Origin of the sequence: Haloarchaeobius amylolyticus, assembly GCF_026616195.1 — an archaeon.
In the GTDB taxonomy this organism is placed as follows: domain Archaea; phylum Halobacteriota; class Halobacteria; order Halobacteriales; family Natrialbaceae; genus Haloarchaeobius; species Haloarchaeobius amylolyticus.
Genome location: NZ_JANHDH010000003.1, coordinates 24,428 through 44,131 on the forward strand (window position 1 = coordinate 24,428; position 19,704 = coordinate 44,131).

15 protein-coding genes are annotated in these 19,704 nt (G+C 67.4%); 5 read left to right on the forward strand and 10 right to left on the reverse strand.

The annotated features are described in order from the left end of the window. Positions 1-171: 171 nt before the first annotated feature. The 4 genes from NOV86_RS17965 to NOV86_RS17980 all read right to left on the reverse strand — a co-directional run bounded on the left by NOV86_RS17965 (position 172) and on the right by NOV86_RS17980 (position 4,154). Complete coding sequence (locus NOV86_RS17965) at positions 172-1,188, reverse strand: NAD(+)/NADH kinase (protein WP_267643147.1); 1,017 nt, start codon at positions 1,186-1,188, stop codon at positions 172-174. A 4-nt stretch (positions 1,189-1,192) separates the two neighbouring features. Continuing rightward, positions 1,193-2,206, reverse strand: a complete 1,014-nt coding sequence (locus tag NOV86_RS17970; RefSeq protein WP_267643148.1) for an alpha-ketoacid dehydrogenase subunit beta — start codon at positions 2,204-2,206, stop codon at positions 1,193-1,195. After that, entirely contained in the window at positions 2,203-3,249 is a 1,047-nt protein-coding gene (locus NOV86_RS17975; RefSeq protein WP_267643149.1) for a thiamine pyrophosphate-dependent dehydrogenase E1 component subunit alpha, read from the reverse strand. The genes NOV86_RS17970 and NOV86_RS17975 overlap by 4 nt, the downstream gene beginning before the upstream one ends. Positions 3,250-3,386: 137 nt before the next feature. Beyond that, positions 3,387-4,154 carry an IclR family transcriptional regulator gene (locus tag NOV86_RS17980; RefSeq protein WP_267643150.1) on the reverse strand — a complete coding sequence of 256 codons (768 nt, stop codon included), beginning with the start codon at positions 4,152-4,154 and terminating at the stop codon, positions 3,387-3,389. 572 nt (positions 4,155-4,726) lie between these two features. Here NOV86_RS17980 and NOV86_RS17985 point away from each other — a divergent pair. From NOV86_RS17985 to NOV86_RS18005, 5 genes are all read left to right on the forward strand, one after another. Next, positions 4,727-6,031 carry a DUF7405 family protein gene (locus NOV86_RS17985; RefSeq protein ID WP_267643151.1) on the forward strand — a complete coding sequence of 435 codons (1,305 nt, stop codon included), beginning with the start codon at positions 4,727-4,729 and terminating at the stop codon, positions 6,029-6,031. 50 nt (positions 6,032-6,081) lie between these two features. Next, on the forward strand, positions 6,082-7,731 hold the full coding sequence (locus tag NOV86_RS17990; protein ID WP_267643152.1) for a CRTAC1 family protein: 1,650 nt from the start codon (positions 6,082-6,084) through the stop codon (positions 7,729-7,731). 79 nt (positions 7,732-7,810) lie between these two features. Then, the gene (locus tag NOV86_RS17995) at positions 7,811-8,164 is read left to right on the forward strand and encodes a hypothetical protein (protein ID WP_267643153.1); all 354 of its coding nucleotides are present in this window, start codon (positions 7,811-7,813) and stop codon (positions 8,162-8,164) included. 295 nt (positions 8,165-8,459) lie between these two features. After that, on the forward strand, positions 8,460-8,918 hold the full coding sequence (locus NOV86_RS18000; RefSeq protein WP_267643154.1) for a universal stress protein: 459 nt from the start codon (positions 8,460-8,462) through the stop codon (positions 8,916-8,918). Between the two features lie 310 nt (positions 8,919-9,228). After that, complete coding sequence (locus tag NOV86_RS18005) at positions 9,229-10,317, forward strand: TrmB family transcriptional regulator (protein ID WP_267643155.1); 1,089 nt, start codon at positions 9,229-9,231, stop codon at positions 10,315-10,317. A 75-nt stretch (positions 10,318-10,392) separates the two neighbouring features. On the opposite strand, the gene NOV86_RS18010 is transcribed toward NOV86_RS18005, so the two are convergent. From NOV86_RS18010 to NOV86_RS18035, 6 genes are read right to left on the reverse strand one after another with little or no spacing between them, the layout of a single operon-like run. Then, complete coding sequence (locus tag NOV86_RS18010) at positions 10,393-12,615, reverse strand: glycoside hydrolase family 3 N-terminal domain-containing protein (RefSeq protein ID WP_267643156.1); 2,223 nt, start codon at positions 12,613-12,615, stop codon at positions 10,393-10,395. Then, on the reverse strand, positions 12,612-15,380 hold the full coding sequence (locus tag NOV86_RS18015) for a glycosyl hydrolase (protein ID WP_267643157.1): 2,769 nt from the start codon (positions 15,378-15,380) through the stop codon (positions 12,612-12,614). Before NOV86_RS18015 ends, NOV86_RS18010 begins: the two co-directional genes overlap by 4 nt. Next, positions 15,381-16,508 carry an ABC transporter ATP-binding protein gene (locus tag NOV86_RS18020; RefSeq protein WP_267643158.1) on the reverse strand — a complete coding sequence of 376 codons (1,128 nt, stop codon included), beginning with the start codon at positions 16,506-16,508 and terminating at the stop codon, positions 15,381-15,383. It abuts the gene before it with no gap. Next, positions 16,505-17,560: an ABC transporter ATP-binding protein gene (locus NOV86_RS18025; RefSeq protein ID WP_267643159.1), complete on the reverse strand. Its 1,056-nt coding sequence runs from the start codon at positions 17,558-17,560 to the stop codon at positions 16,505-16,507. The genes NOV86_RS18020 and NOV86_RS18025 overlap by 4 nt, the downstream gene beginning before the upstream one ends. Continuing rightward, positions 17,557-18,681 (reverse strand): ABC transporter permease, encoded by a 1,125-nt coding sequence (locus tag NOV86_RS23260; protein ID WP_267643160.1) that lies wholly within the window; start codon positions 18,679-18,681, stop codon positions 17,557-17,559. The genes NOV86_RS18025 and NOV86_RS23260 overlap by 4 nt, the downstream gene beginning before the upstream one ends. After that, positions 18,678-19,703 carry an ABC transporter permease gene (locus tag NOV86_RS18035; RefSeq protein ID WP_267643161.1) on the reverse strand — a complete coding sequence of 342 codons (1,026 nt, stop codon included), beginning with the start codon at positions 19,701-19,703 and terminating at the stop codon, positions 18,678-18,680. Before NOV86_RS18035 ends, NOV86_RS23260 begins: the two co-directional genes overlap by 4 nt. Position 19,704 lies beyond the last annotated feature (1 nt).

Genomic DNA, 19,704 nt, shown 5'->3' on the forward strand with positions numbered 1-19,704 from the left:
GGGGCTCGTCCCGGGTACTCGGCACGTCTCGCCTGTTCTGCACCTTCTCCGTCTTCTCTGGTTCCGGTCTGGACCCTGCGCCCACGTCCGGAGAGCCGCGGAGCTATCACTGAGCAACAGAATCCGTCCCACAGGAAGGGTGGGCGCTGGGGAAGGGTGGATGGACAGCGACTACTCGGTGGCAGCCGCCCCGTGCCGGAGCATCATCCCGTCGTCCGGCGCGGCGCGAAGCGTCGCGTCCACGTCGACGAGCCGGGGCCCGTCGGCGCTGAGCGTCATCGAGACGGTCGCGTCGGTGAGTTCGAGTTCGCGCTCGCCGTCGGCGCCGACGACGCCGTCGGTCACCTGGAACGTCGCCGTCTCGCCCCAGTCGAGCGTGTCGTACTCGGCGATGCCGACGGTATCGGTCATCCCCGGGGCGAGGATCGCCCGCACCGACCGCGGGGTCTCCTCGGGGGCACCGAGTGTCAGTGCGATGCCGCCGGGGGCGTCCGGCGCCAGCGGCTCGATACAGCCCGCGGCGCTGGTGAGGCCGATCTCGGCCGGGTGGGCCCGCGAGACGACGCCGCCGAGCAGCTCCGACGGGTCGATGACCGCCCGGGTCCCGACGAACGGCCTGTCGGTGATACCGATGGCTGCCAGCCCCGTCAGGGACTTCTCGCCGGAGACGTCGTCGGCGTGGACGTCGATACGACCGTGTCTGTAGGTCGCGGTGTCGGCGTCGACCATGCCGTCCGCGATGACGGCGGCCGCCGCGCCCGCGACGGTCCCGTCCACCGGTGTCGGCACGACGTTGTTCGTCCCCGTCGAGACCGACAACAGGGGGACGTCACCGACTTCGAGCGCGGCGTCGCGGGTGGTACCGTCGCCGCCCAGCACGACGACCGCGTCCGCCGTCTCGCGGAAGCGTTCGGCCGCTCTGCGCGTGTCCGCAGCCGTCTCGTGGATGGGCATCTCCACCAGCTCGACGTCCATCTCCGGCGGTGCCGCCTCGACGGCGTGGGTGGCGATGTCCACCCGGTCTGGCATGACCGCCACGCTGGGTGTCTCGTCGACCAGGGTCAGGCCGTGCAGGACGCACTCGGCGACGCGGCGTTTCGCGTAGTTGTCCACGATGCTCGCGCCGCCCGTGAGCCGACGGATGTCACGGCCTGCCGACGGGTTGACGATGAGTCCAACGTGGGCCATCGCTTCACGTGATCCGCCGGATGGCAGCCTCGACCTCGTCGCCGTCCGGGAGCACCTCCTGCTCCAGTGGCGGGCTGAACGGGATGTGGGTGTCCGGCGTGCCGACGCGCTGGATGGGCGCGTCGAGGCTGAAGAACGCCTCCTCCTGGGCACGTGCGATGACCTCGGCGTGGACGCCGTACGAGAGCGGGCTCTCGTCCGCGACCACCATCCGGCCGGTCTTCCGGAGACTCTCGACGATGGTCTCGGTGTCCAGCGGATAGAGCGAGCGTGGGTCGATGACCTCGACGCTCACGTCACCGGCCAGGTTCTCCGCGACGTCGAGCGACTCGCCGACCATGCGCTGGGTCGCGACCACGGTGACGTCGGCGCCCTCGCGCTCGACGGCCGCCTCGCCGATGGGGATGGTGAAGTCCGGGTCGGTCGGCACCTCGCCCTTCTGCTCGTATATCATCTTGTTCTCGAAGACGAACACGGGGTCGTCCGACCGGATGGCCGCCTTGGTCAGGCCCTTCGCGGCCGCGGCGGTGCCCGGCGCGACCGCCTTCAGGCCGGGGAACTGCGCGATCCAGGCGTGGACCGTCCCGGAGTGCTGGCTGGCGGCGCCCATGCCACCGCCCTCGGTGGTGCGGACGGTGACGGGCATCTCCGTCTTGCCGCCGAACATGTAGCGCATCTTCGCCATCTGGTTCATGATCTGCTCCATCGAGACGCCCATGAAGTCAGAGAACATGATCTCGACGACGGGGCGCGTCCCGGTCGCGGCCGCGCCGGTCGCGGCGCCCGTGAACCCGGCCTCGGCGATGGGCGTGTCGCGGATGCGTTCCTCGCCGAACTCCTCGATGAGGTCACCGGTGACCTCGAGGACGCCGCCGAAGTCGCCGACGTCCTCGCCCATCACGAACACGTCCTCGTCGCGGCGCAGTTCCTCACGGAGTGCGAGTCGGATAGATTCGCGAACCGTCAACCGCTCGGTCTCCATGCCGTCGAGTTCGGCCGCGGCGGTCTGGGCGCTCATCGCGCATCACCTCCGCGCTCGCCACCGTCGGTGCGGAGGCGCTCTGCGAACTGCTCGATCTCTGGAACTGGCTCGGCGAACATGTCGTCGTAGGCGTCCTCCTGCGCGGGCAGGTCGGAGTCCATCGCGAACTCGATGGCGTCGGCGATGGTCTCCTGGACCTCTGCCTCCAGCTCCTCGAACTCCTCCTCGGTGAGTTCGCCGCGGTCGATGAGGCGCTGGCTGAACGAGTCTATCGGGTCTCGGTCCTTCCACTGCTGGAGTTCCTCGTCGGTCCGGTAGTTCTGTTCGTCACCCTCGTAGTGTCCGTGGTAGCGGTAGGTGTTCGCCTCGATGAGCGTGGGACCGTCGCCAGCTCGGGCTCGCTTTCGTGCCTCGGTGACGGCCTCGTTGACGGCCGTCACGTCCATCCCGTCGACGGTCACGCCGGGGATGTCGTAGGCGCCCGCGGTGTCGCTGAGGTTGGCGACGTTGTGCTGCTTTTCGACCGGCGTCGCCTCGCCGTACTGGTTGTTCTCGATGAGGAAGATGGCGGGAAGGTCCCAGGTCGCGGCCATGTTGATGGACTCGTGGACCTGCCCCTGGGCGGTCGCGCCGTCGCCGAAGAAGGCCAGTGCCACCTGGTCGCGGTCCTGGTAGTCGATGGTGAGTGCGGCACCTGTCGCGAGTGGTGGCCCCGCCCCGACGATGCCGTTGGCACCGAGCATCCCCGAATCGACGTCCGCGATGTGCATCGACCCGCCCTTGCCCTTGCAGTAGCCGGTCTCCCGGCCGAACAGTTCGGCCATCATCAGGTTCGGGTCCAGCCCCTTCGCGATACAGTGGCCGTGCCCGCGGTGTGTGCTGCTGATGTAGTCGTCCGGTTCGAGTGCGGCGCAGGTCCCGGTCGCGACCGCCTCCTCCCCGATGTAGAGGTGCACGAACCCGGGAATCTCGCCGTCGGCGAAGTACTGTCCCGCGCGGGTGTCGAACTCGCGGATCGTCAACATCCGGCGCAGGGCCTCGATTCTCCCCTCTGCTGTGTCCAGGCTATAATCTGCCATGCTACGTTAACAGTTCACATGGAATGATGTATTAAGAATATCGATTACTGCAACATATTACTCGGTTGTGATACATGGTCACTCGTTGCGGTACGTTCCTGCCCGCCCCATCGACGCAGGCGAGGCAGTGCCGGGGGTCACGAGTACTCGTGGTTCCCCCGGATGATGTCCGCGTACTCCTGGACGACGGCGGGGTACTCCTCGAAGAACACCTCGTCCTCGAGTCGGTTCGGCGGCCCGTACAGTGCGATGCCGGCGAGGACGTCGTCGGACCGGCTCGTGATCGGCACGCCGATGCCCCGCATCCCGTCGAAGCACTCCTCGTCGTCGAACGCGTACCCGCGCTGTCGGACCTGGTCGATGTCGTCGAGGAGTGCCTCGACGTCGGTCAGCGTGTTCTGTGTCTTCGGGTGGAGGCCGTACTGCTCGACGATGTCCCGGATCTTCGCGTCGGGGAGCTGGGACAGTATCGCCTTCCCGTAGGCCGTCGTGTGGAGCCGGGACTTGACGCCCGGGTAGGTCCGGCTGACCTGCAGTCGCTTCACCTTCTCGCCCTTCTTCATCGAGAGCAACACACCGAGGTCGTTCTCCTCGATCATCAGCCCCGCGAACTCGCCGGTCTCCTCGGCCAGCCGTCGGAGTTCGGGTTCCGCCGTCGAGTAGATGTCGTGGTTCCGCCGGACGCGGTTGCCGACCTCGAGGAACGACGAACTCACGCGGTAGCGGCCGTCCGGCTGCTTCGTGATGTAGTTGATCGTCTCGAGGGTGTTGACGTACTCGTACATCGTGCTCAGGGGCATATCGAACTCAGCCGCGAGTTCGCTGACCGTGGCCGCCTGCATCTCGACGAGTCTCTCGATGACCCGGTTCGCGCGAACGAGCGACTTGAGCGGCTTCGAAGGCATATCATGACACACCAGCGCAACCATCATAATTGTTCTGGATATATCGGAACGAGCGTCGGAGAGGCCCGATTTCGGTCGGTTCGTGCCTACCGGGGACCGGTGGTCCGGGCTCGCCATCGCCACCGTTTCGAAATACTCGGAGCGAATGTGCCATGTGGGCACATCTCGTTGTCTTCCGGGGGTCGGCGGATCGACCGTTCCGAATATCTCGGAACAGGGGGCGAGGTAGGTTACACCCGTACTACTGTAACAGCTCGTGAACCATGGTGTTACGAGTATATGCGTGTAACATGAGTCTGGGGCATACCGATACGCCTCCTCAGCTCGGTCGAGGGACCGAGCCACTGGTGAAGTCACCGACCGATAACCGAGCGGAAAATTCAGTAGCATCGATATGATTCGATGGATTCGATGGACGAAGACGGGCTCGGAGGGCGGATTTTTTCTATTTCGCTTCATACAGGATATCCCTCTGTCACGCCCTCGACGGGCAGGACTGGGCTGGACCCATGCGGGAACCAGTCCAGATGGTTCAACAACAGTTATGTAGTATGTTCCGCAACTATCGTGGTATGCCTGCTAACAGTTCTCGTGGTCTCTCCAGGCGCTCGCTCGTCCGGGCCGCGCTCGCCATCGGGGGGTCGAGCGCGCTTGCGGCCTGCCAGGCGGCCGAGCGCGGACCCGACGAGGAGCCGAGTGACTCGCCCGCGTATCCACGCGGGGTCGACGACCCGGCCGAACTACCCGACCGCCAGCACGCCTGGGACGACTACCTCGTGAACAGCGTCCACGGAACGACGACCCAGAGCCAGCACCAGTTGCTCCTCGGGCTCAGCTACGAGGGGTCGATTCCGCCGACGACAGCCGAGCGCGACCAGGTGGAGAACGCGCTTCGTGGGCTCGAACGAGCATTCCAGTGGGGGAGCGGCCTCGACACCAGCGGGAGCGTCAACAACGGCTTGCTGTTCATGCTCGGCTACGCGCCCCGGTACCTCGACCGGGTCGACATCGCGGTCGACGGGTTGCAGCCGCCGGAGACGCTGCTCGAGGAACTCGACGAGGACCCGGCGATGGCCGCGGACTTCGACGCGTTGTTGTTGCTCGACAGCGACTACGCCTCGGTCCTGCTGGCGGCCGAGGAGGCCCTGTTCGGGGAGAAAGAGACCCTGAACGGTGTCCCGGTCGAGGACCGGCTGACGGGAGTCTTCGACGTGACGACCAGGCGGACTGGCGTCATCGGCAAGGGTCGGCCCGCACAGGAGCTCGACAATGACGACATCCCCGAGGACGCCCCGCTGTCGATGGGGTTCCGGGCAGGCTTCGACAACAGCCTCCCCCCGGAGGACATCGCGACACGCTCGTCGGGCCAGTTCGCGGGTGGCACGACGCTCGTGGTCTCGCGCATCAAGACCCACCTCGACGACTGGTACGAGCAGTCCCACCGCCAGCGCATGAAGGAGATGTACTGTCCGGCCCACGACTACGAGGACGTGGGCGACATCGGCGACCGGATGGGCGACCACAGCGGCATCACCGAGGAGAACGTCGGAGACCTCGAGGAACTGGCGGCCGAACACGGCATCGTCGGGCACGCCCAGAAGGTCGCCTCCGCGAGGGACGAGGACTTCCAGCCGAAGATCCTCCGGCGGTCCGAAGGCGTCGCCACCGACGACGTTGACGGGTCGTCGTTCAACTTCTCGTCCATCCAGACGGACACCCGGAAGTTCCTCGCGGTCCGCAGGGCGATGCAGACCGACGAGTACGACGTCGACGTCCCGGCCGACCGACACGGTATCGTCGACTACCTCGGCACTCGCTCGCGAAGCACCTTCCTCGTGCCACCCCGGGCCCAGCGCGCCCTCCCGAGCAACCGATGAGACGGTCGCTGCCCGGTTCTCCGCGGTCAGCCCCTCGGCCGTGGCTCGCGGTGGCGCTGACGCTGGTGCTGGTGGTCTCTGCAGGGTGTACCGGCCTGACGCCCTCGACAGTCGCCCCCGACACCAGCATCGAGTTCCAGGACGCGACCGCGGCGGCCGGCCTCGACTACGAGACCGACGGGGGTGGCGCGGGCAACGGGGACGACGGCGTGTACGTCGCGGACTACGACCGCGATGGCTGGCGGGACCTGCTGGTGGTCGGCGGTGACAGCCCGGTCCTGTTCCGGAACGCGGAGGGCACGTTCACTCGCGCGCAGAACTTCTCGTCCCTTGGCGATTCGGTCAAGAGCGCGCTCTTCTTCGACTACGACGGCGACGGCTGGACGGACCTGCTGTTCCTCCGGTCGCACGCCGAACCGGTCCTGTTCCACAACGACGGCGGCGAGTTCGAGCGCACCGACGACGCGTTCGGCGAGCTGGCGTTCCCGATGGGCGCGACTGCGGCCGACTACGACGGCGACGGCGACCTCGACCTGCTCGTCTACCAGTCGGGGGACTGGGCGACCACCAAGCCCGAGGGATACTTCAGCCTCAACGAGACGCTGGCCCGCGATAACGGTCACCGGAACCTGCTCTACGAGAACACCGGGGACGGCTTCGAGCGCGTCGAGGGGTCCGGACTGAGCGCGGCGCGTCGCTGGAGCCTCGCCGCGAGTTTCGTCGACCTGAACGGTGACGGCCGCCCGGACGTCCACGTCGCGAACGACTTCAACACCGACACGGTGTACGTCAACGATGGCGACGGGACGTTCACCGAGCGGCCTCTGCGTGGCAACACGTCCCGGAACGGGATGTCCTCCGAGGTCGCCGACGTGAACGGCGACGGGGCTCAGGACGTGTTCACGACGAACATCTACCTGCCGCTCGACGAGGTCAGGGACGATGAGCGTCGGGAGCGCTTCCGCTACCTCTTCGGTTACGTCATCAAGTCCCAGCGGACCCGGGGCAACACGCTCATGTTGAACGACGGGAGCGGCGGGCTGTCGGACGCCGCGGTCTCGTACGGCGTCCGGGAGGGCGGCTGGGGCTGGGCGTCGAGTCTGACCGACCTCGACAACGACGGTGACCGCGACCTGGTCCACGCGACCCAGCACGTCGTCCGCATCGACCGCGAGGACCCCCACTACACCTACCCGATGCTGTTCGAACGCGACGGGAACGGGTTCGAGAACCTCGACGCGAGCGCCCACGGGCTCGGCGAACAGGACGGCCGCGGGCTCGTGACGCTGGATTACGACCGGGACGGCGACCGCGACATCGTCGTGGCCCCCTACGATGGTCGGGTCCGCCTCTACGAGAACGTGGGTGCGGCCGCGAACAGCATCGCGTTCCGGGTGGTCGACGACGCTGGGGCGACGGTCTACGGCGCCGAGGTCACCGTGTCGGCCGGGAGCCAGTCCACCGTCGTCCAGCAGACGGTCCAGTCGGACTTCCTCTCGCAGGAGAGCCGCGTCTCTCATCTCGGACTGGCAGGCCACGAGCAGGTCGACCTGACGGTCACCTTCCCCGATGGCACCACGCGGACGTTCGAGGGCGTCGAGGCGAACCAGCAGGTCCGGCTCTCGGCCGGTGGGCTGGAGACCGTCACGACGTGGAATGGAACCGGGGCGGGAACTGCGACTTCTGGGGAGGGGTCGTAGGGGTGGACACGCCGGCACACGGTTCGTACCGGGCGTGCAGCCGGGGGAACTAAGACGCGAACCGTCGAACGATTCCAGCATGAGCCGGTACGAACCCGAGTGCGAGGACGGGACGCTCTTTCTCGTCTCGGCAGACGACCGCATCGAGATCGGGGCGCTCGACGACATCGTCGACGTGGTCGGTGGCGAGACGTACACCATCGCGTACGACGAGGACCAGCAGCGACAGCCGTGGCTGGAGACCTCCGACGGGGAACTGTCGGTCGATGTCCGCGAGACCGTGACGACGATGTCCCACCCCGAAGCGGTGGCTGCGTCGCTGCGGAACGTGGACATGGACGCCGACCGTTACGGAATCCCGACGCGGACGGTCGAGTTCGCGAACCGGCTGGTGGACGTGCTCGACTCGCAGGGCGCCGATACTGACGGCTAGAACACTCGTGCAAGGGGTCAGGCGGGATGCCTCCCGGGACTCTCCGAGAGGACGGAAGTGGGTGACAGCGTGGGGCTGACGCCCTCGTGCGAGAGGCCCGGTCTGTTGCACGACAGGACTGGTGGGCCTCACAGCACTCCCAGTGCGTGACCGTCACGCGGTGGCAGTCTCAGGCATGACAGGTTCTGGCTCACTGCCAGAAGCCATGCGAGACGTATACGTCTGACTTCAAATATCTTTATATATTGTGCGTTTGCACGCGAAGCTTTTTGTCGGTCGGTCTGGATGTCGTGGTATGGAGCATGCCCTCGTCGTTCTAGAGGATACGCCAGCTAGCAAAGCACTCGTCAGGGAGGCCGGGTCGTACGCGACCGCCGAGGACGCCACCCTCTCCATCCTCGTGCTGGTGACCGAGGACGAGGTCGAACGGTCCGTCTCCACCCTCGAGACTATCGGCCAGGTCGAGAACACCTCCTACGGAACGGAGACGGCACTGAAGGGCGCACTGGCCTTCGTCGACGAGGTCGCAGCGGAAGCCTTCGACGGGCTCGACGTGGAGTACGAGCGCCTCTGTGAGGTCGTCGAGACGTCCGACCGGGCCGAGGTGACGCTCGACGTGGCCCGGGAACACGGCTGCGACCACATCTTCACGACAGGGCGCAAGCGGTCCCCGACGGGCAAGGCGCTGTTCGGCGACTTCGTGCAGTCGCTGGTCCTCTCCTTCGATGGGCGCGTGACGGTCGACCTCCAGTGAGGTGTCTGGTGGCCGGGCGCGAAGATCGGCGTCGGCGAACAGCCAGAATAAACTTTTACCTGATTTCACATTACAGTTTTACGGCATTCTGAATCTCCTGAACCTCTGGAAAGTTAGCGAAACTCTGGACATTAAATGGGTAATTCACGATATAACTGGTATTGTATTCTATATAGAGAAGATGAGGCTGAATAGGAAACTCGAAGATAGTTGTAAAATGGTCGTCCCCGCTGGTCCGGTCCCCCGCGGCTCGTGGCGGCTCTTGCCGTGGCTCAGAAGTTTCATGTGGCGCTGCGGAGTGTGTCAGTCCATGGACCGGGAGACACTGGCACAGGCGCTCGAGTACGCCGACCTGACCGAGTACCAGGCGGAGGCGTACCTCTGCCTGCTCGACATGGGGGTATCACCGGCGATCGAGGTCGGCCGCGAGAGTTCGGTGCCCGTCTCGCAGGTCTACGACGTGCTGCGGAGTCTGGAGTCGAAGGGGTACGTCGAGACCATCGACCGCGAGAAGCTCTACGTCCGCCCGTGTGACCCCAACGTCTCCATGACAGACCTGGAGGCACGCGGCGAGCTCCTGCACGACGCCGCCGAGGAGATACGCGAACGCTACCGGAAGCCGAACCGGATGGACGCCCGCGTCGGGGTGACCAAGCGCGGCGAGACCGCCGTCGAGAACGCCCGCGACCTCATCGGGGACGCCGACACGGTCGTCGAACTCGCCGGGACGTACGAGCAGCTCGAACAGCTCTTCCCGGCGCTCCGGGAGGCCCGCGAGCAGGGCGTCATCGTCCGCGCCTCCGTCTACGTCGAGGACGGCCAGACGCCACCCGAGGGCTTCGACCCGACCGGGGCGCTCTCGGAACTGCGGGCGTGCAGCATCCCCGGGCCGTTCCTCGTCATCGTCGACCGGCACCGGACCTGCTTCGCGCCGAACACGCGCTCCGACGAGGACTACGGCGTCATGATCTACGACCGCATCCTCCCGTTCGTCTTCCACTGGTACTACCTGACCTGCCTGTGGAACCTCTACCCGACGCTGTTCGCGGCCGACTCCGACCGCGTCACCTACGTCACGATGGAGGAGTTCATGTGCGACTGCCACTTCCTGTGGGAGGCCGGCTACGAACTGGAGGTCGTCGTCGACGGCGTCGACATCGACACCGAGGTCCGTCGGACCGTCGAAGGCGTCGTCGTCGGCCTCTCGTACTTCCACGACGACCAGGACCTCTCGCGGCTGGCGCTCTCGGACATGGGCGCCTACAAGAGCGTCGTCCTCGCCACGGGCGACGGGACGGTCGAGGTCGGCGGCTGGGGGGCCGTCTTCGAGGACATCGAGATGCGGACCATCTCGCTGGTCGGCATCGACCCCGGTAGCGCACCCTTCAGCAACGGCTGACGGGAACTGGAACGTCGATTCTCAGAAAAAAGACCGCAGGACAGTGGTGGCTGCGAATGGTTCGAGTCGTGCGGCTCAGTCCTGGTCGACCACCTCCAGCGACGTCTCCGTGGATTCACACCAGAGGGAGACCTTCCCTGCCTCGAACCGGCGCGAGCCGTCGGGGTGGACCACGTCGAAGGTGTCCGTCCCGAGCTCGAAGGTCACGGTGACCTCCTCACCGGGGTCGAGCGACACGCGCTCGAAGTCGACCAGCTCCCGGACCGGCGTGACGACCGACGAGTAGTCCCGGCCGGCGAAGAGCTGGACGACCTCGTCGCCCTCGCGGTCGCCCGTGTTCGCGAGCGTCACGGCGGCCGTCACGGAGTCGTCTCGCGCGAGCGAGTCCGCGGAGACCGAGAGGTCGCGGTACTCGAACTCGGTGTACGAGAGCCCGTGGCCGAACGGGAACAGCGGGTCGTACGACGGGAGGTGTTCGTCCTCGCCGATGGGCGTCGGGTTCGGGAGGTGGTTGTGCCGCACCGGGAGGTGGCCCTCCGACCGCGGGACCGAGATGGGCAACTTCCCGGCCGGGTTGTTCGCGCCGAAGAGCGTCTCGGCGACGGCCCGCCCACCCTGGGCTCCGGGGTAGTACGCCTGCAGGATGGCGTCGACGTGCTCGGCCGCCCACGGGATGGCCAGTGGGCGCCCCGTGACGAGCACGAGCGCGGTCGGCGTCCCGGTGTCGAGAACCGCCTCGAGCAGGTCGCGTTGCGCCTCGGGCAGGGTGAGTTCGGCGCGGTTCGGGAAGGCGTCGGTCGGACCGGTGACGTCCTGTGGCCCGAACTCGTGGATGTACCAGTTCTCGCCGAGGACGACCACGGCGGCGTCCGCGTCGCTCGCGGCGTCGGCGGCCGCGTCGACGTCGCCCGGCTCGTCGATGCCGGCGCCGGGTTCGTGGGTGACCGTGCTCTCGGGCCCGAGGAACTCCTCGATGCCCTCGCGGATGGTCGTACCCGTGAGTTCGTGCTCCTCCTTCACGCTCCAGCCGCCGACCTGGTTGACCAGCGAGTCGGCGTTGGGCCCGGTGACGACCACCTCGTCGGCGTCGTCGTCGAACGGGAGCAGGTCGCGCTCGTTCTTGAGCAGTGTCATCGACTCCCGGGCGGCCTCGAGCGAGACCTGCCGGTGGGTCGGTTTCCCGAGCGTGTCCGCGGACTCGTCGGGGTCGACGAACGGGTCGTCGAACAGCCCGAGGTCGGCCTTGAGTTCGAGCACGCGCCGGACCGATTCGTCGACCGCCGCCTCGGAGACGGCGCCGGATTCGACGAGTTCGACGAGGCTGTCGACGTGGTCGACCTCGCCCAGCGAGTGGACGTCGACACCGGCGTCGAACGACTGGCGGATGGCGTCGGTGCCCGACGTCGCGACCCGGTGGTCGTCGTGGAGCATGTTGATGCCGTTCCAGTCGGAGGCGACGTAGCCCTCGAACCCGAACTCGTCGCGGAGCACGTCGGTCAGCCAGTGGCTGGAGCCGTGAGAGGGCTCGCCGTTGATGGCGTTGTAACTCGGCATGATGCCCTCGACGCCGGCCTCGATGACCTGCTGGAACGACGGCACGAAGTCGCGGTAGAGCGACGAGACCGAGCGGTCGACGGGCGCGGTGTCCTCGCCGCGCTCGGGTTCGCCGTAGGCCGGGAAGTGCTTCGCCATCGCGGCCACGTCGACCGAGGCCTCGTGGATGCCACGGACCTTCGCGGACGCGAGTTCACCGACGAGCGAGGGTGATTCGCCGAAGGTCTCGAAGGTGCGGCCCCAGCGCGGGTCGCGAGCCACGTCGCAGGTCGGGCCGTAGGTCAGGCTCGACCCGGTGGCGGCGACCTCGGTCGCGGTGACGGCGCCGACCTGCTCGACGAGGTCGCGGTCGCGGGCGGCCGCGACGCCGAGGTTGTGCGGGAAGACCGTCGTGTCCTCGACGTAGGCGTTGCCGTGGATGGCGTCGACCGGGATGAGGATGGGGATGCCGAGGCGTGACTCCTCGCGGGCGACCCGCTGGAGTTCGTTGGCGATCTCGACCACCTCGGCCGAGTCCCGGTGCGGGGAGGCCCCGTACCCGAAGGGGGTCACGAAGCCGAGACCGTGCTCGCGGACCATCTCCTCTGCGTCTTCGAGGGTGCGTGTCTCGCCCATCGTGCCGACGTAGGTGCCGGCGAGCTGGGCGGCCTTCTCGCGGACGGTCATCTCGTCGATGAGGGTCTCGACCCGGTCGGCCGTCTCTTCGCGCTGCGTCTGTGATACCTGGGTTTCTCGCGTCGTCATAGGTTCGTGGTGCTGGTTTGCTCGTTGCCTGCTGCGTCGACGGCGGTCACCGCGACCGTCGTCGGGGTCGATTTCGTCCGGAGCTGGGTCGTGCCCGAGGCACTCCCGCCGGAGACGGCGGTGCTCGCCGAGTCGAGCGTGGCTCCGGAACTGTCGCGGAGTTCGACCGTCACCGACTGGAGGTCGCCGTCCGCGTCGGACACCGCCCAGTCGACGGTGACGTCGGTCCAGGGCCCCTTCTGCGTGCTCGACGTGGAGATCGAGTCGACCGTGGGGGCCGTAGAGCCGCTGCCGCCGTCGCCGGAGTCGGACCCGCTGGTCGTCGTCGCGAGGTCGTTCGCGGGGACCGAGAGCGAGGTCCCGTCGGAGAACGTGACGGTCGTCGACGCGTCGCCCGCGTTGTAGGCGACGTAGGTCGTCGTGGTGCCGTCGTCGAAGACGGCGGCGAGTGGCGTGTCGGCGGTCACCTCGTCGTGGACCGCGCCGAGGCCGTCCATCGCCGTCAGGAAGCGGTAGGTGTGTGCTTTCGATTCACCGAACTCGACGGGGTAGGAGGCGGCCTCGGCCTCGAAGAGGCTCAGGGCGTCCGCCGGGTCGCTGAAGGAGCGGTACTGCCAGAGGATGTCGGGCCAGTAGTCGAAACTGTCGCCGCCGTTGGCGGTCACGAGTTCCTGGTAGGTCGCTTCGGCGGCGGCCCGGTCGCGGCCGAGCGAGAGCGTGTGCCCGCCGACCGGCAGGACGTTGATGCCGTGGATGGCCTCCACGTCGTCCGTCCACCAGGTGTCGTACTTGTAGCCGCCACCCCAGACCATGCCGGCGTAGCTGTAGTCCCAGCCGCTGGGGTGGTTCTCCTCGTCGACGTCGTACCAGTACTCGTCGACCGCGGTGGTCTCGTGGGCGAGCAGGTACGCGCCCACGTCCCGGAGTTCCGTGTCGCCGAGGTACTCGCCGTACATGAAGACGGCGGCGTAGGCGTTGACGGCCTCGGAGGAGGATTCCTGGTTGTTCCCGATGTCGAAGGCGGGGTTGCCGGCGGCCCAGGAGTGGCCCTCGTAGGGCGAGAAGTTCCGCAGGAACGGGAACATCGAATCGCTCCGGGAGGGGTTCGCGAAGTCCCGGATGAGCAGGTCGACCATCCCGCCCCAGTTGGCGTCGTCGGCCCACGTGGGGTTCGTCCGGGCGATCTCGGCGGCCGCCTTGACGAAGTAGCCGTAGTGGAAGTGGTGGTCGTTCAGCTCGGGGCCCGAGCCGAAGGAGTCGTTGTAGCCGATGAGCGTCCCCCAGGTGTCGTCGTAGTAGAAGACGTCCTCGGAGTCCGAGGAGCCGGAGACGGTGGCGTCCAGCCAGGTCTCCAGCTCGTCGCGCATCGCCGTGACGAAGGTGTCGGCGGCCGCGGTGTCACCGACCTGTTCGGCGATGGGCCGCAACTGGAGCAGGCGTTCGTAGTTCTTGCCGGTCCAGTAGGTCCCGTCGCCGGGGTCCTCGGGGCCCTTCCGGACGAGGGGTGACTCGGCCTCGACGTCGTCGACGTAGCCCGCGAGCCGGGACTCGTCGTAGTTCCCGACCGCCGGCATGAACGGGAGGATCGGCGGCAGGTCGAGTTGCGTCTCGAACGACGACCCCGTGACCGTCTGCATGGTCCCGCGCGGGGAGACGAAGGTGTCTCCGTCGAGGGTCGCGTCCGTGTTCTTGTGCTGGTGCGGGTAGAGCGCGGCGATGGTACCCGTCGTCGAGGACTCGGCGCGGGCGGTCGTCTCGAAGGTATGGGTCGTCCGCACTTCCGAAGTCGCCTCGTCGTAGGTCCATGAGACGCTCGTCCCGGTCAGCGTGTTGTACGCGTAGGACTCGTACCGCGAGAGGGCGGTCGTCGTCGCCTCGGGCAGTGCCGCGACGGTGAGGTAACCCTCGCCAGCGAGGGCGCTGGTCAGGGTGTTCGAGCCGATACCGGACCAGGTCGCGCCACTGGGCGCGAAGACGCCGTAGTGGTGGCCGTTGACCGTCACACCGAGGACGTTGCCCTGGTCGGCCCAGACCTCCGGCGTCGCGGCGAACGTGAGTTCGGCGTCGGCGCCCGACACCTCGGCGAAGACGTAGGGCGAGCCCTGCGCCATCGTCGCGTCGAGCGTCGGCGTGGACGCGTCGCCCGCGCCCCAGCGCACGTCGACGTGCCAGTCGCCCCAGCCGGCACACCTGGCATCGACGAACGACGCGCCGGTGGTGCCCAGCGTGAGGTCGCCGCTGGGGTCCATCTCGGCGATGTTCCCCCGGTTCTTGTCGCCGTTGACCTGGGTGAAGGTCCAGTCGGTCGGGTGGACGATGTCGAGCCCCTCGCTGGTCGGGGTACCGACGAGCGGGTGGGCCCACATCGGCGCGCCGAACTGGGCGCGGAGCAGGTTGCTCCACCACTCGTTGGTCGGGTACGGTGCCGACACGTCGGCCGTGGCGTACACCTGTTCCGGCGGGTGCTCCTCGCCCGAGGGGACCGTCGTCGTGTAGCTCCCGTTGCCGACCGAGACCACGTCGGCTGCGGCCGACGCCTGGGTATCGGACGCGGTGGCGGTGGTCGTCGCGTCGGTCCCCGCGGTGGTCGTCTCGGTCGCGTCGCTGGTGCCGGTACAGCCGGCGATGCCGATGTTCCCGATGGCACCGACGCCGGCGAGGTAGCGGCGGCGCGACAGCGTCTGCTCGTCGCGCCAGTTCTGGTCGGTTGCCTGTTCCTCGGTCGTGTCGTCGTGGTCGTGGTCGTGACTCTCGTGGTGTGTCATTCAGAGTTCAGCTCCGTCGAGCGGGTCGCTGTTCCAGTACGCCTCGTCCTCGGTCGCCCGGTAGCAGGCGACGCGGTGGTCGCCCTCGGCCTGGCCGTCGACGTCGCCGTCGACCGACGTCACCTCCGGTGCGGCCGTGCGGCACTGCTCGGTGGCGTTCGGGCAGCGCGTGTGGAACCGGCAGCCAGAGGGCGGGTTCACCGGGTCCGGGATGTCTATCTCGCGCACCGGCGGGCCGGCGGCGTCCTCCGCGATGCCGAGCTCCGGGGTCGCCCACTTCAGCACCTTCGTGTAGGGGTGCTGGGGGTTCCCGAGGACCTCCTCGACGGGGCCGATCTCGACCAGTTCGCCGAGGTACATGACGCCGAGGCGGCCCCCGGCGTGCTCCGCGATGTAGCGCGCGTTCGAGAGGTCGTGACTGATGAACAGGAACGAGGTGTCGAACTGGTCCTGGAGTTCGAGCATCAGGTCCATCATCTCGACGCGAAGGCTCACGTCGAGGGCGCTCACCGCCTCGTCCGCGAGGATGAGGTCGGGGTTCATCAGCAGCGCCCGGATGAGGGCGACGCGCTGTTTCTCGCCGCCAGAGAGCTGGTGCGGGTAGCGGTTCGCGTAGTCCTCCGGCGGCGACATCCCCACGCGCTTCAGGAAGTGGTAGACGCGCGCCTCGCGGTCCTCCGGGCCGAGGTCCGGCTTCCAGCGCTTCAGCGGCGCCGAGAGCGAGGAGACGACGGTCCGGTTCGGGTTCAGGGAGGCACCGGGGTCCTGGTGGATGATCTGGAGCGAGCGCCGGATCTGCTCGAAGGGGATGTCGGGGTCCGCCCGCCAGCCCTTCGCCTCCCAGATGTCCTGGCCCCAGTACTCGATGCTGCCGCTGGTCGGCTTCTGGAGCCCGACGGCCGTCTTGCCGAGCGTGGTCTTGCCACTGCCGGACTCGCCGACGATGGCGACCACGTCGTTCTGGCGGATCTCGAGGTCGACGCCGTCGACGGCTCGGACCGTGGGCCGGTCGGCGAAGGGGTTCAGGCCGCCGCCGTCTTTCTCGAAGTGGACGTCGACGTCCGACATCGAGAGGACCGGCTGGTCCGCGTGCATCGGGTCGTCCCCGGGGGGCGTGTCAGTGCTCATCGGTCCACCCCCGTCGAGAGCGATATCTCGTCGTCGACGTCGCGCCAGTGGTGGCAGGCGACCTCGTGGGTCGCCGACGCCGCCTCCATGTCCGGCTTGTCGTCCTCGCACCGCGGGGTCGCCATGGGACAGCGTTCGTGGTACGGGCAACCGGCCGGGACGTTGACCGGGTCGGGTGCCGACCCTTCGATGGGGCGCATCTCCGAGAGCGGTGCATCGAGGTTCGGGGTGGCGTTGAGCAGGGCACGGGTGTAGGGATGCTTCGGGTCGGAGACCAGCTCGGTCGTCTCGCCGACCTCCGCGAACTCGAAGGCGTACAGCACCCCGATACGGTCCGCCAACTTGGTGACCAGCGGGAGGTCGTGGGTGATGAACACCATCGTGAGGTCGTACTTGTCGCGAAGGTCCGACAGCAGGCTGATGATGGAGCGCTGCATCAGCAGGTCGAGCGCGGCCGTCGGCTCGTCCATCACGAGCACCTCGGGTTCGAGCACCAGCGCGAGCGCGATGAGCGCCCGCTGCTTCATGCCCCCGGAGAGCTCGTGCGGGTACGAGTCCATGACCCGCTCGGGGTCGAGGTAGAGGTCCGCGAGGAGTTCCCTGGCGCGGTCGAGGCCGGCCGCGACGTCGTAGTCGTGGGCCTCGAGCGTCTCCACGAAGTGCTCGCGGAAGTCCATCGTCGGGTTGAACGAACTCATCGCGCCCTGGAACACCATCGAGATGTCTTCCCACCGGAGGTTCCGGAGGTCGCGCTTGCCGAGGTCGAGCACGTCGACCGGCTCGCCCTCGGGCGGGCGGTAGGTGATGTCTCCGTCGGTCTGGCCGGGTTCGACCACGGCGTTCAGCAGGGCCGACGCGAACATCGACTTGCCACTGCCGGACTCGCCGACGATACCGAGTATCTCGCCGCGCCGGATGTCCATCTCGACGCCGTTGAGGACGCGGGAGGTCCCGCGGTCCATATCGAACGAGACCGTCAGGTCGCTGACCTCGAGGATGACGTCCTCGTCGCTGTGCTGCGTCGTCGTGGGGGTCGTGGTGCTTCGGCTCATCTGTCAGCTCCGCCGCCCATGTTCACGTTCGGGACGGTGTTCGTCGTCTCCGCAGGTTCGCCGGCGTCGTCGCCGGTGGTCTTCGCGTGTCGGGCCCGGACGCGGGGGTTGAACACGCGGTCCATCCCCTGCGCGAACAGGATGAGGCCCATCGAGAGCAGGATGATGCAGAGCATCGGAACGACGAGCCAGTGCGCGGCGTCGAGCGTCAGCAGTCCGCCGTTGGAGTACGCCAGCTGGAGCATGACGCCCCAGTTGACGACCTTCGAGAACGGCAGGAGGCCGAGGAAGTACAGGCCGACGGAGGCGAAGATGACGCCACGCATCGCGCCGACCATGTTGATCATCACGAACGGCATGATGTTCGGGACGATCTCCTTGCCGACGATGGTCGGCGTGGACAGGCCCATCGCCCGTGCCGACTCCACGTAGGAGGTCGACCGGAGGGTCAGGACCTGTGACCGGATGGCGCGGGCCATCCCGGCCCAGCCCTGCAGCGACAGCACGATACCCAGCACGATGGGGTTCTTGGGCTGGAGCAGCGCCACCAGGATGAGCAGGATGGGCAGTCCCGGCAGCGTCAGCACGATGTCGATGATGGTCGAGAGGAACTGGTCGAGGCGGCCGCCGGTGTAGCCGGCGAGGGCCCCGATGCTCGTCCCGAGGACGGTGACGAACAGGCCGGCGCTCGTGATCATCAGGAGCATCCGCGGGGTCGCGTGGACCGCCTGTTCGAGGATGCCGCGCCCGACGTTGTCGGTCCCGAGCGGGTAGTAGATAGAGACCCAGGGGACCGAGATGCCGAGCAGCGACGCGCTGGTGAACTCGTACCAGCTGCCGCCGATGATGCCGCCCTGGAACGGCCCGACGAGCAGTCCCGCCTGGCCGATGCGCGGCTCGACGACGACCATCGGCCCGACGACGCCCATGATGATGAACCCGAGGACGAGTGCGGTGCCGATGCGGGCGCGCACGTCGTTCCAGACGACCTTCGCCGGCGCCACGAGCCAGAGGTCGACGAGCTTCTGCAACCGCCCGACGCGGCCGAGCGAGGAGTCGGCGACCGTGCCGAATCCGCTGCCGTCCTCGGGGAAGTTGCTCACCTTGTTCTCGCGGCTCACTGTGCATCACCTCCGGTGGTGACGCGCGGGTCGACCAGCCCGTAGGTCATGTCGGCGACGAACGCGCCGAAGACGACCGCGAGCGTGAGGAGCACGAACGACCCCATCATCAGCGGGTAGTCGCGTGTCTCGACCGCGGCGACGATGTAGTAGCCGAGCCCGGGGTAGACGAAGATCTCCTCGAGGATGGCCGAGCCGCCGATGACCGCCCCGAACGAGAGCAGGATGCTGGTGTACATCGGCAGGATGGCGTTGCGGGCGACGTACCGCAGGGCGATACGGGTGTCAGAGAGCCCGCGGAGGCGCGCCACCCGGAGGTAGTCCTCGCCAAGTACCTGGATGCTGTTCCCGCGCATCCCGAGGGCGACACCACCGAAGCCGGTGATGACGACCGCCGCGATGATGAGGCTCGCGTGGTAGAGCGCGTCGGCGACGAACTGGAACGTCGCCACCGGGCGCAGGGGGTCGACGATGGCCACGACCTGCGAGGAGTGGTGGCCGTTCGTCGGGAACCACCCCAGCGTGAAGCCGAAGACGTAGAGGAATATCAGCGCGGTCACGTAGTTCGGCGTGGAGTTGAGGAAGATGCCGATACCGGTCGCGCTCATGTCGAACCGGCTGCCCTCCCAGTAGGCCATTATGGACCCGAGGGCGATGCCGAACGCGAACATCAGTGCGATGGCGATGGAGAACGCGAACACCGTCCACGGGAGCGCTTCGCCGAGTATCTCCGCGACGGGCGCGTTCTGGCTGAGCGACTGGCCGAGGTCGCCCTGGAGGACGCTGCCCACGTAGTCGAGGTACTGCTGGTGCAGCGGTTCGGAGAGGTCGATGCTGATGAAGTTCTCGACGCGGCGGTTCACCTCCTGCTGGGAGAGGTCCGGGTTGTTCCGGATGAGCTGACCGCGCAGCTGGTCGGCCGGGTTCCCCGGCATGAGTCTGACCAGCGCGAACGAGAGCGACAGCACGAAGAACGCCGTGAAGAGCGCCTGTACTGTGCGCTTGACGAAGTACTCGTACATC

Coding starts and splice junctions, on each gene's coding strand:
- NOV86_RS17965 (WP_267643147.1), bottom strand. CDS start 1,188: ATGGCCCACGTTGGACTCATCGTCAACCCGTCGGCAGGCCGTGACATC.
- NOV86_RS17970 (WP_267643148.1), bottom strand. CDS start 2,206: ATGAGCGCCCAGACCGCCGCGGCCGAACTCGACGGCATGGAGACCGAG.
- NOV86_RS17975 (WP_267643149.1), bottom strand. CDS start 3,249: ATGGCAGATTATAGCCTGGACACAGCAGAGGGGAGAATCGAGGCCCTG.
- NOV86_RS17980 (WP_267643150.1), bottom strand. CDS start 4,154: ATGCCTTCGAAGCCGCTCAAGTCGCTCGTTCGCGCGAACCGGGTCATC.
- NOV86_RS17985 (WP_267643151.1), top strand. CDS start 4,727: ATGCCTGCTAACAGTTCTCGTGGTCTCTCCAGGCGCTCGCTCGTCCGG.
- NOV86_RS17995 (WP_267643153.1), top strand. CDS start 7,811: ATGAGCCGGTACGAACCCGAGTGCGAGGACGGGACGCTCTTTCTCGTC.
- NOV86_RS18000 (WP_267643154.1), top strand. CDS start 8,460: ATGGAGCATGCCCTCGTCGTTCTAGAGGATACGCCAGCTAGCAAAGCA.
- NOV86_RS18005 (WP_267643155.1), top strand. CDS start 9,229: ATGGACCGGGAGACACTGGCACAGGCGCTCGAGTACGCCGACCTGACC.
- NOV86_RS18010 (WP_267643156.1), bottom strand. CDS start 12,615: ATGACGACGCGAGAAACCCAGGTATCACAGACGCAGCGCGAAGAGACG.
- NOV86_RS18015 (WP_267643157.1), bottom strand. CDS start 15,380: ATGACACACCACGAGAGTCACGACCACGACCACGACGACACGACCGAG.
- NOV86_RS18020 (WP_267643158.1), bottom strand. CDS start 16,508: ATGAGCACTGACACGCCCCCCGGGGACGACCCGATGCACGCGGACCAG.
- NOV86_RS18025 (WP_267643159.1), bottom strand. CDS start 17,560: ATGAGCCGAAGCACCACGACCCCCACGACGACGCAGCACAGCGACGAG.
- NOV86_RS18035 (WP_267643161.1), bottom strand. CDS start 19,703: ATGTACGAGTACTTCGTCAAGCGCACAGTACAGGCGCTCTTCACGGCG.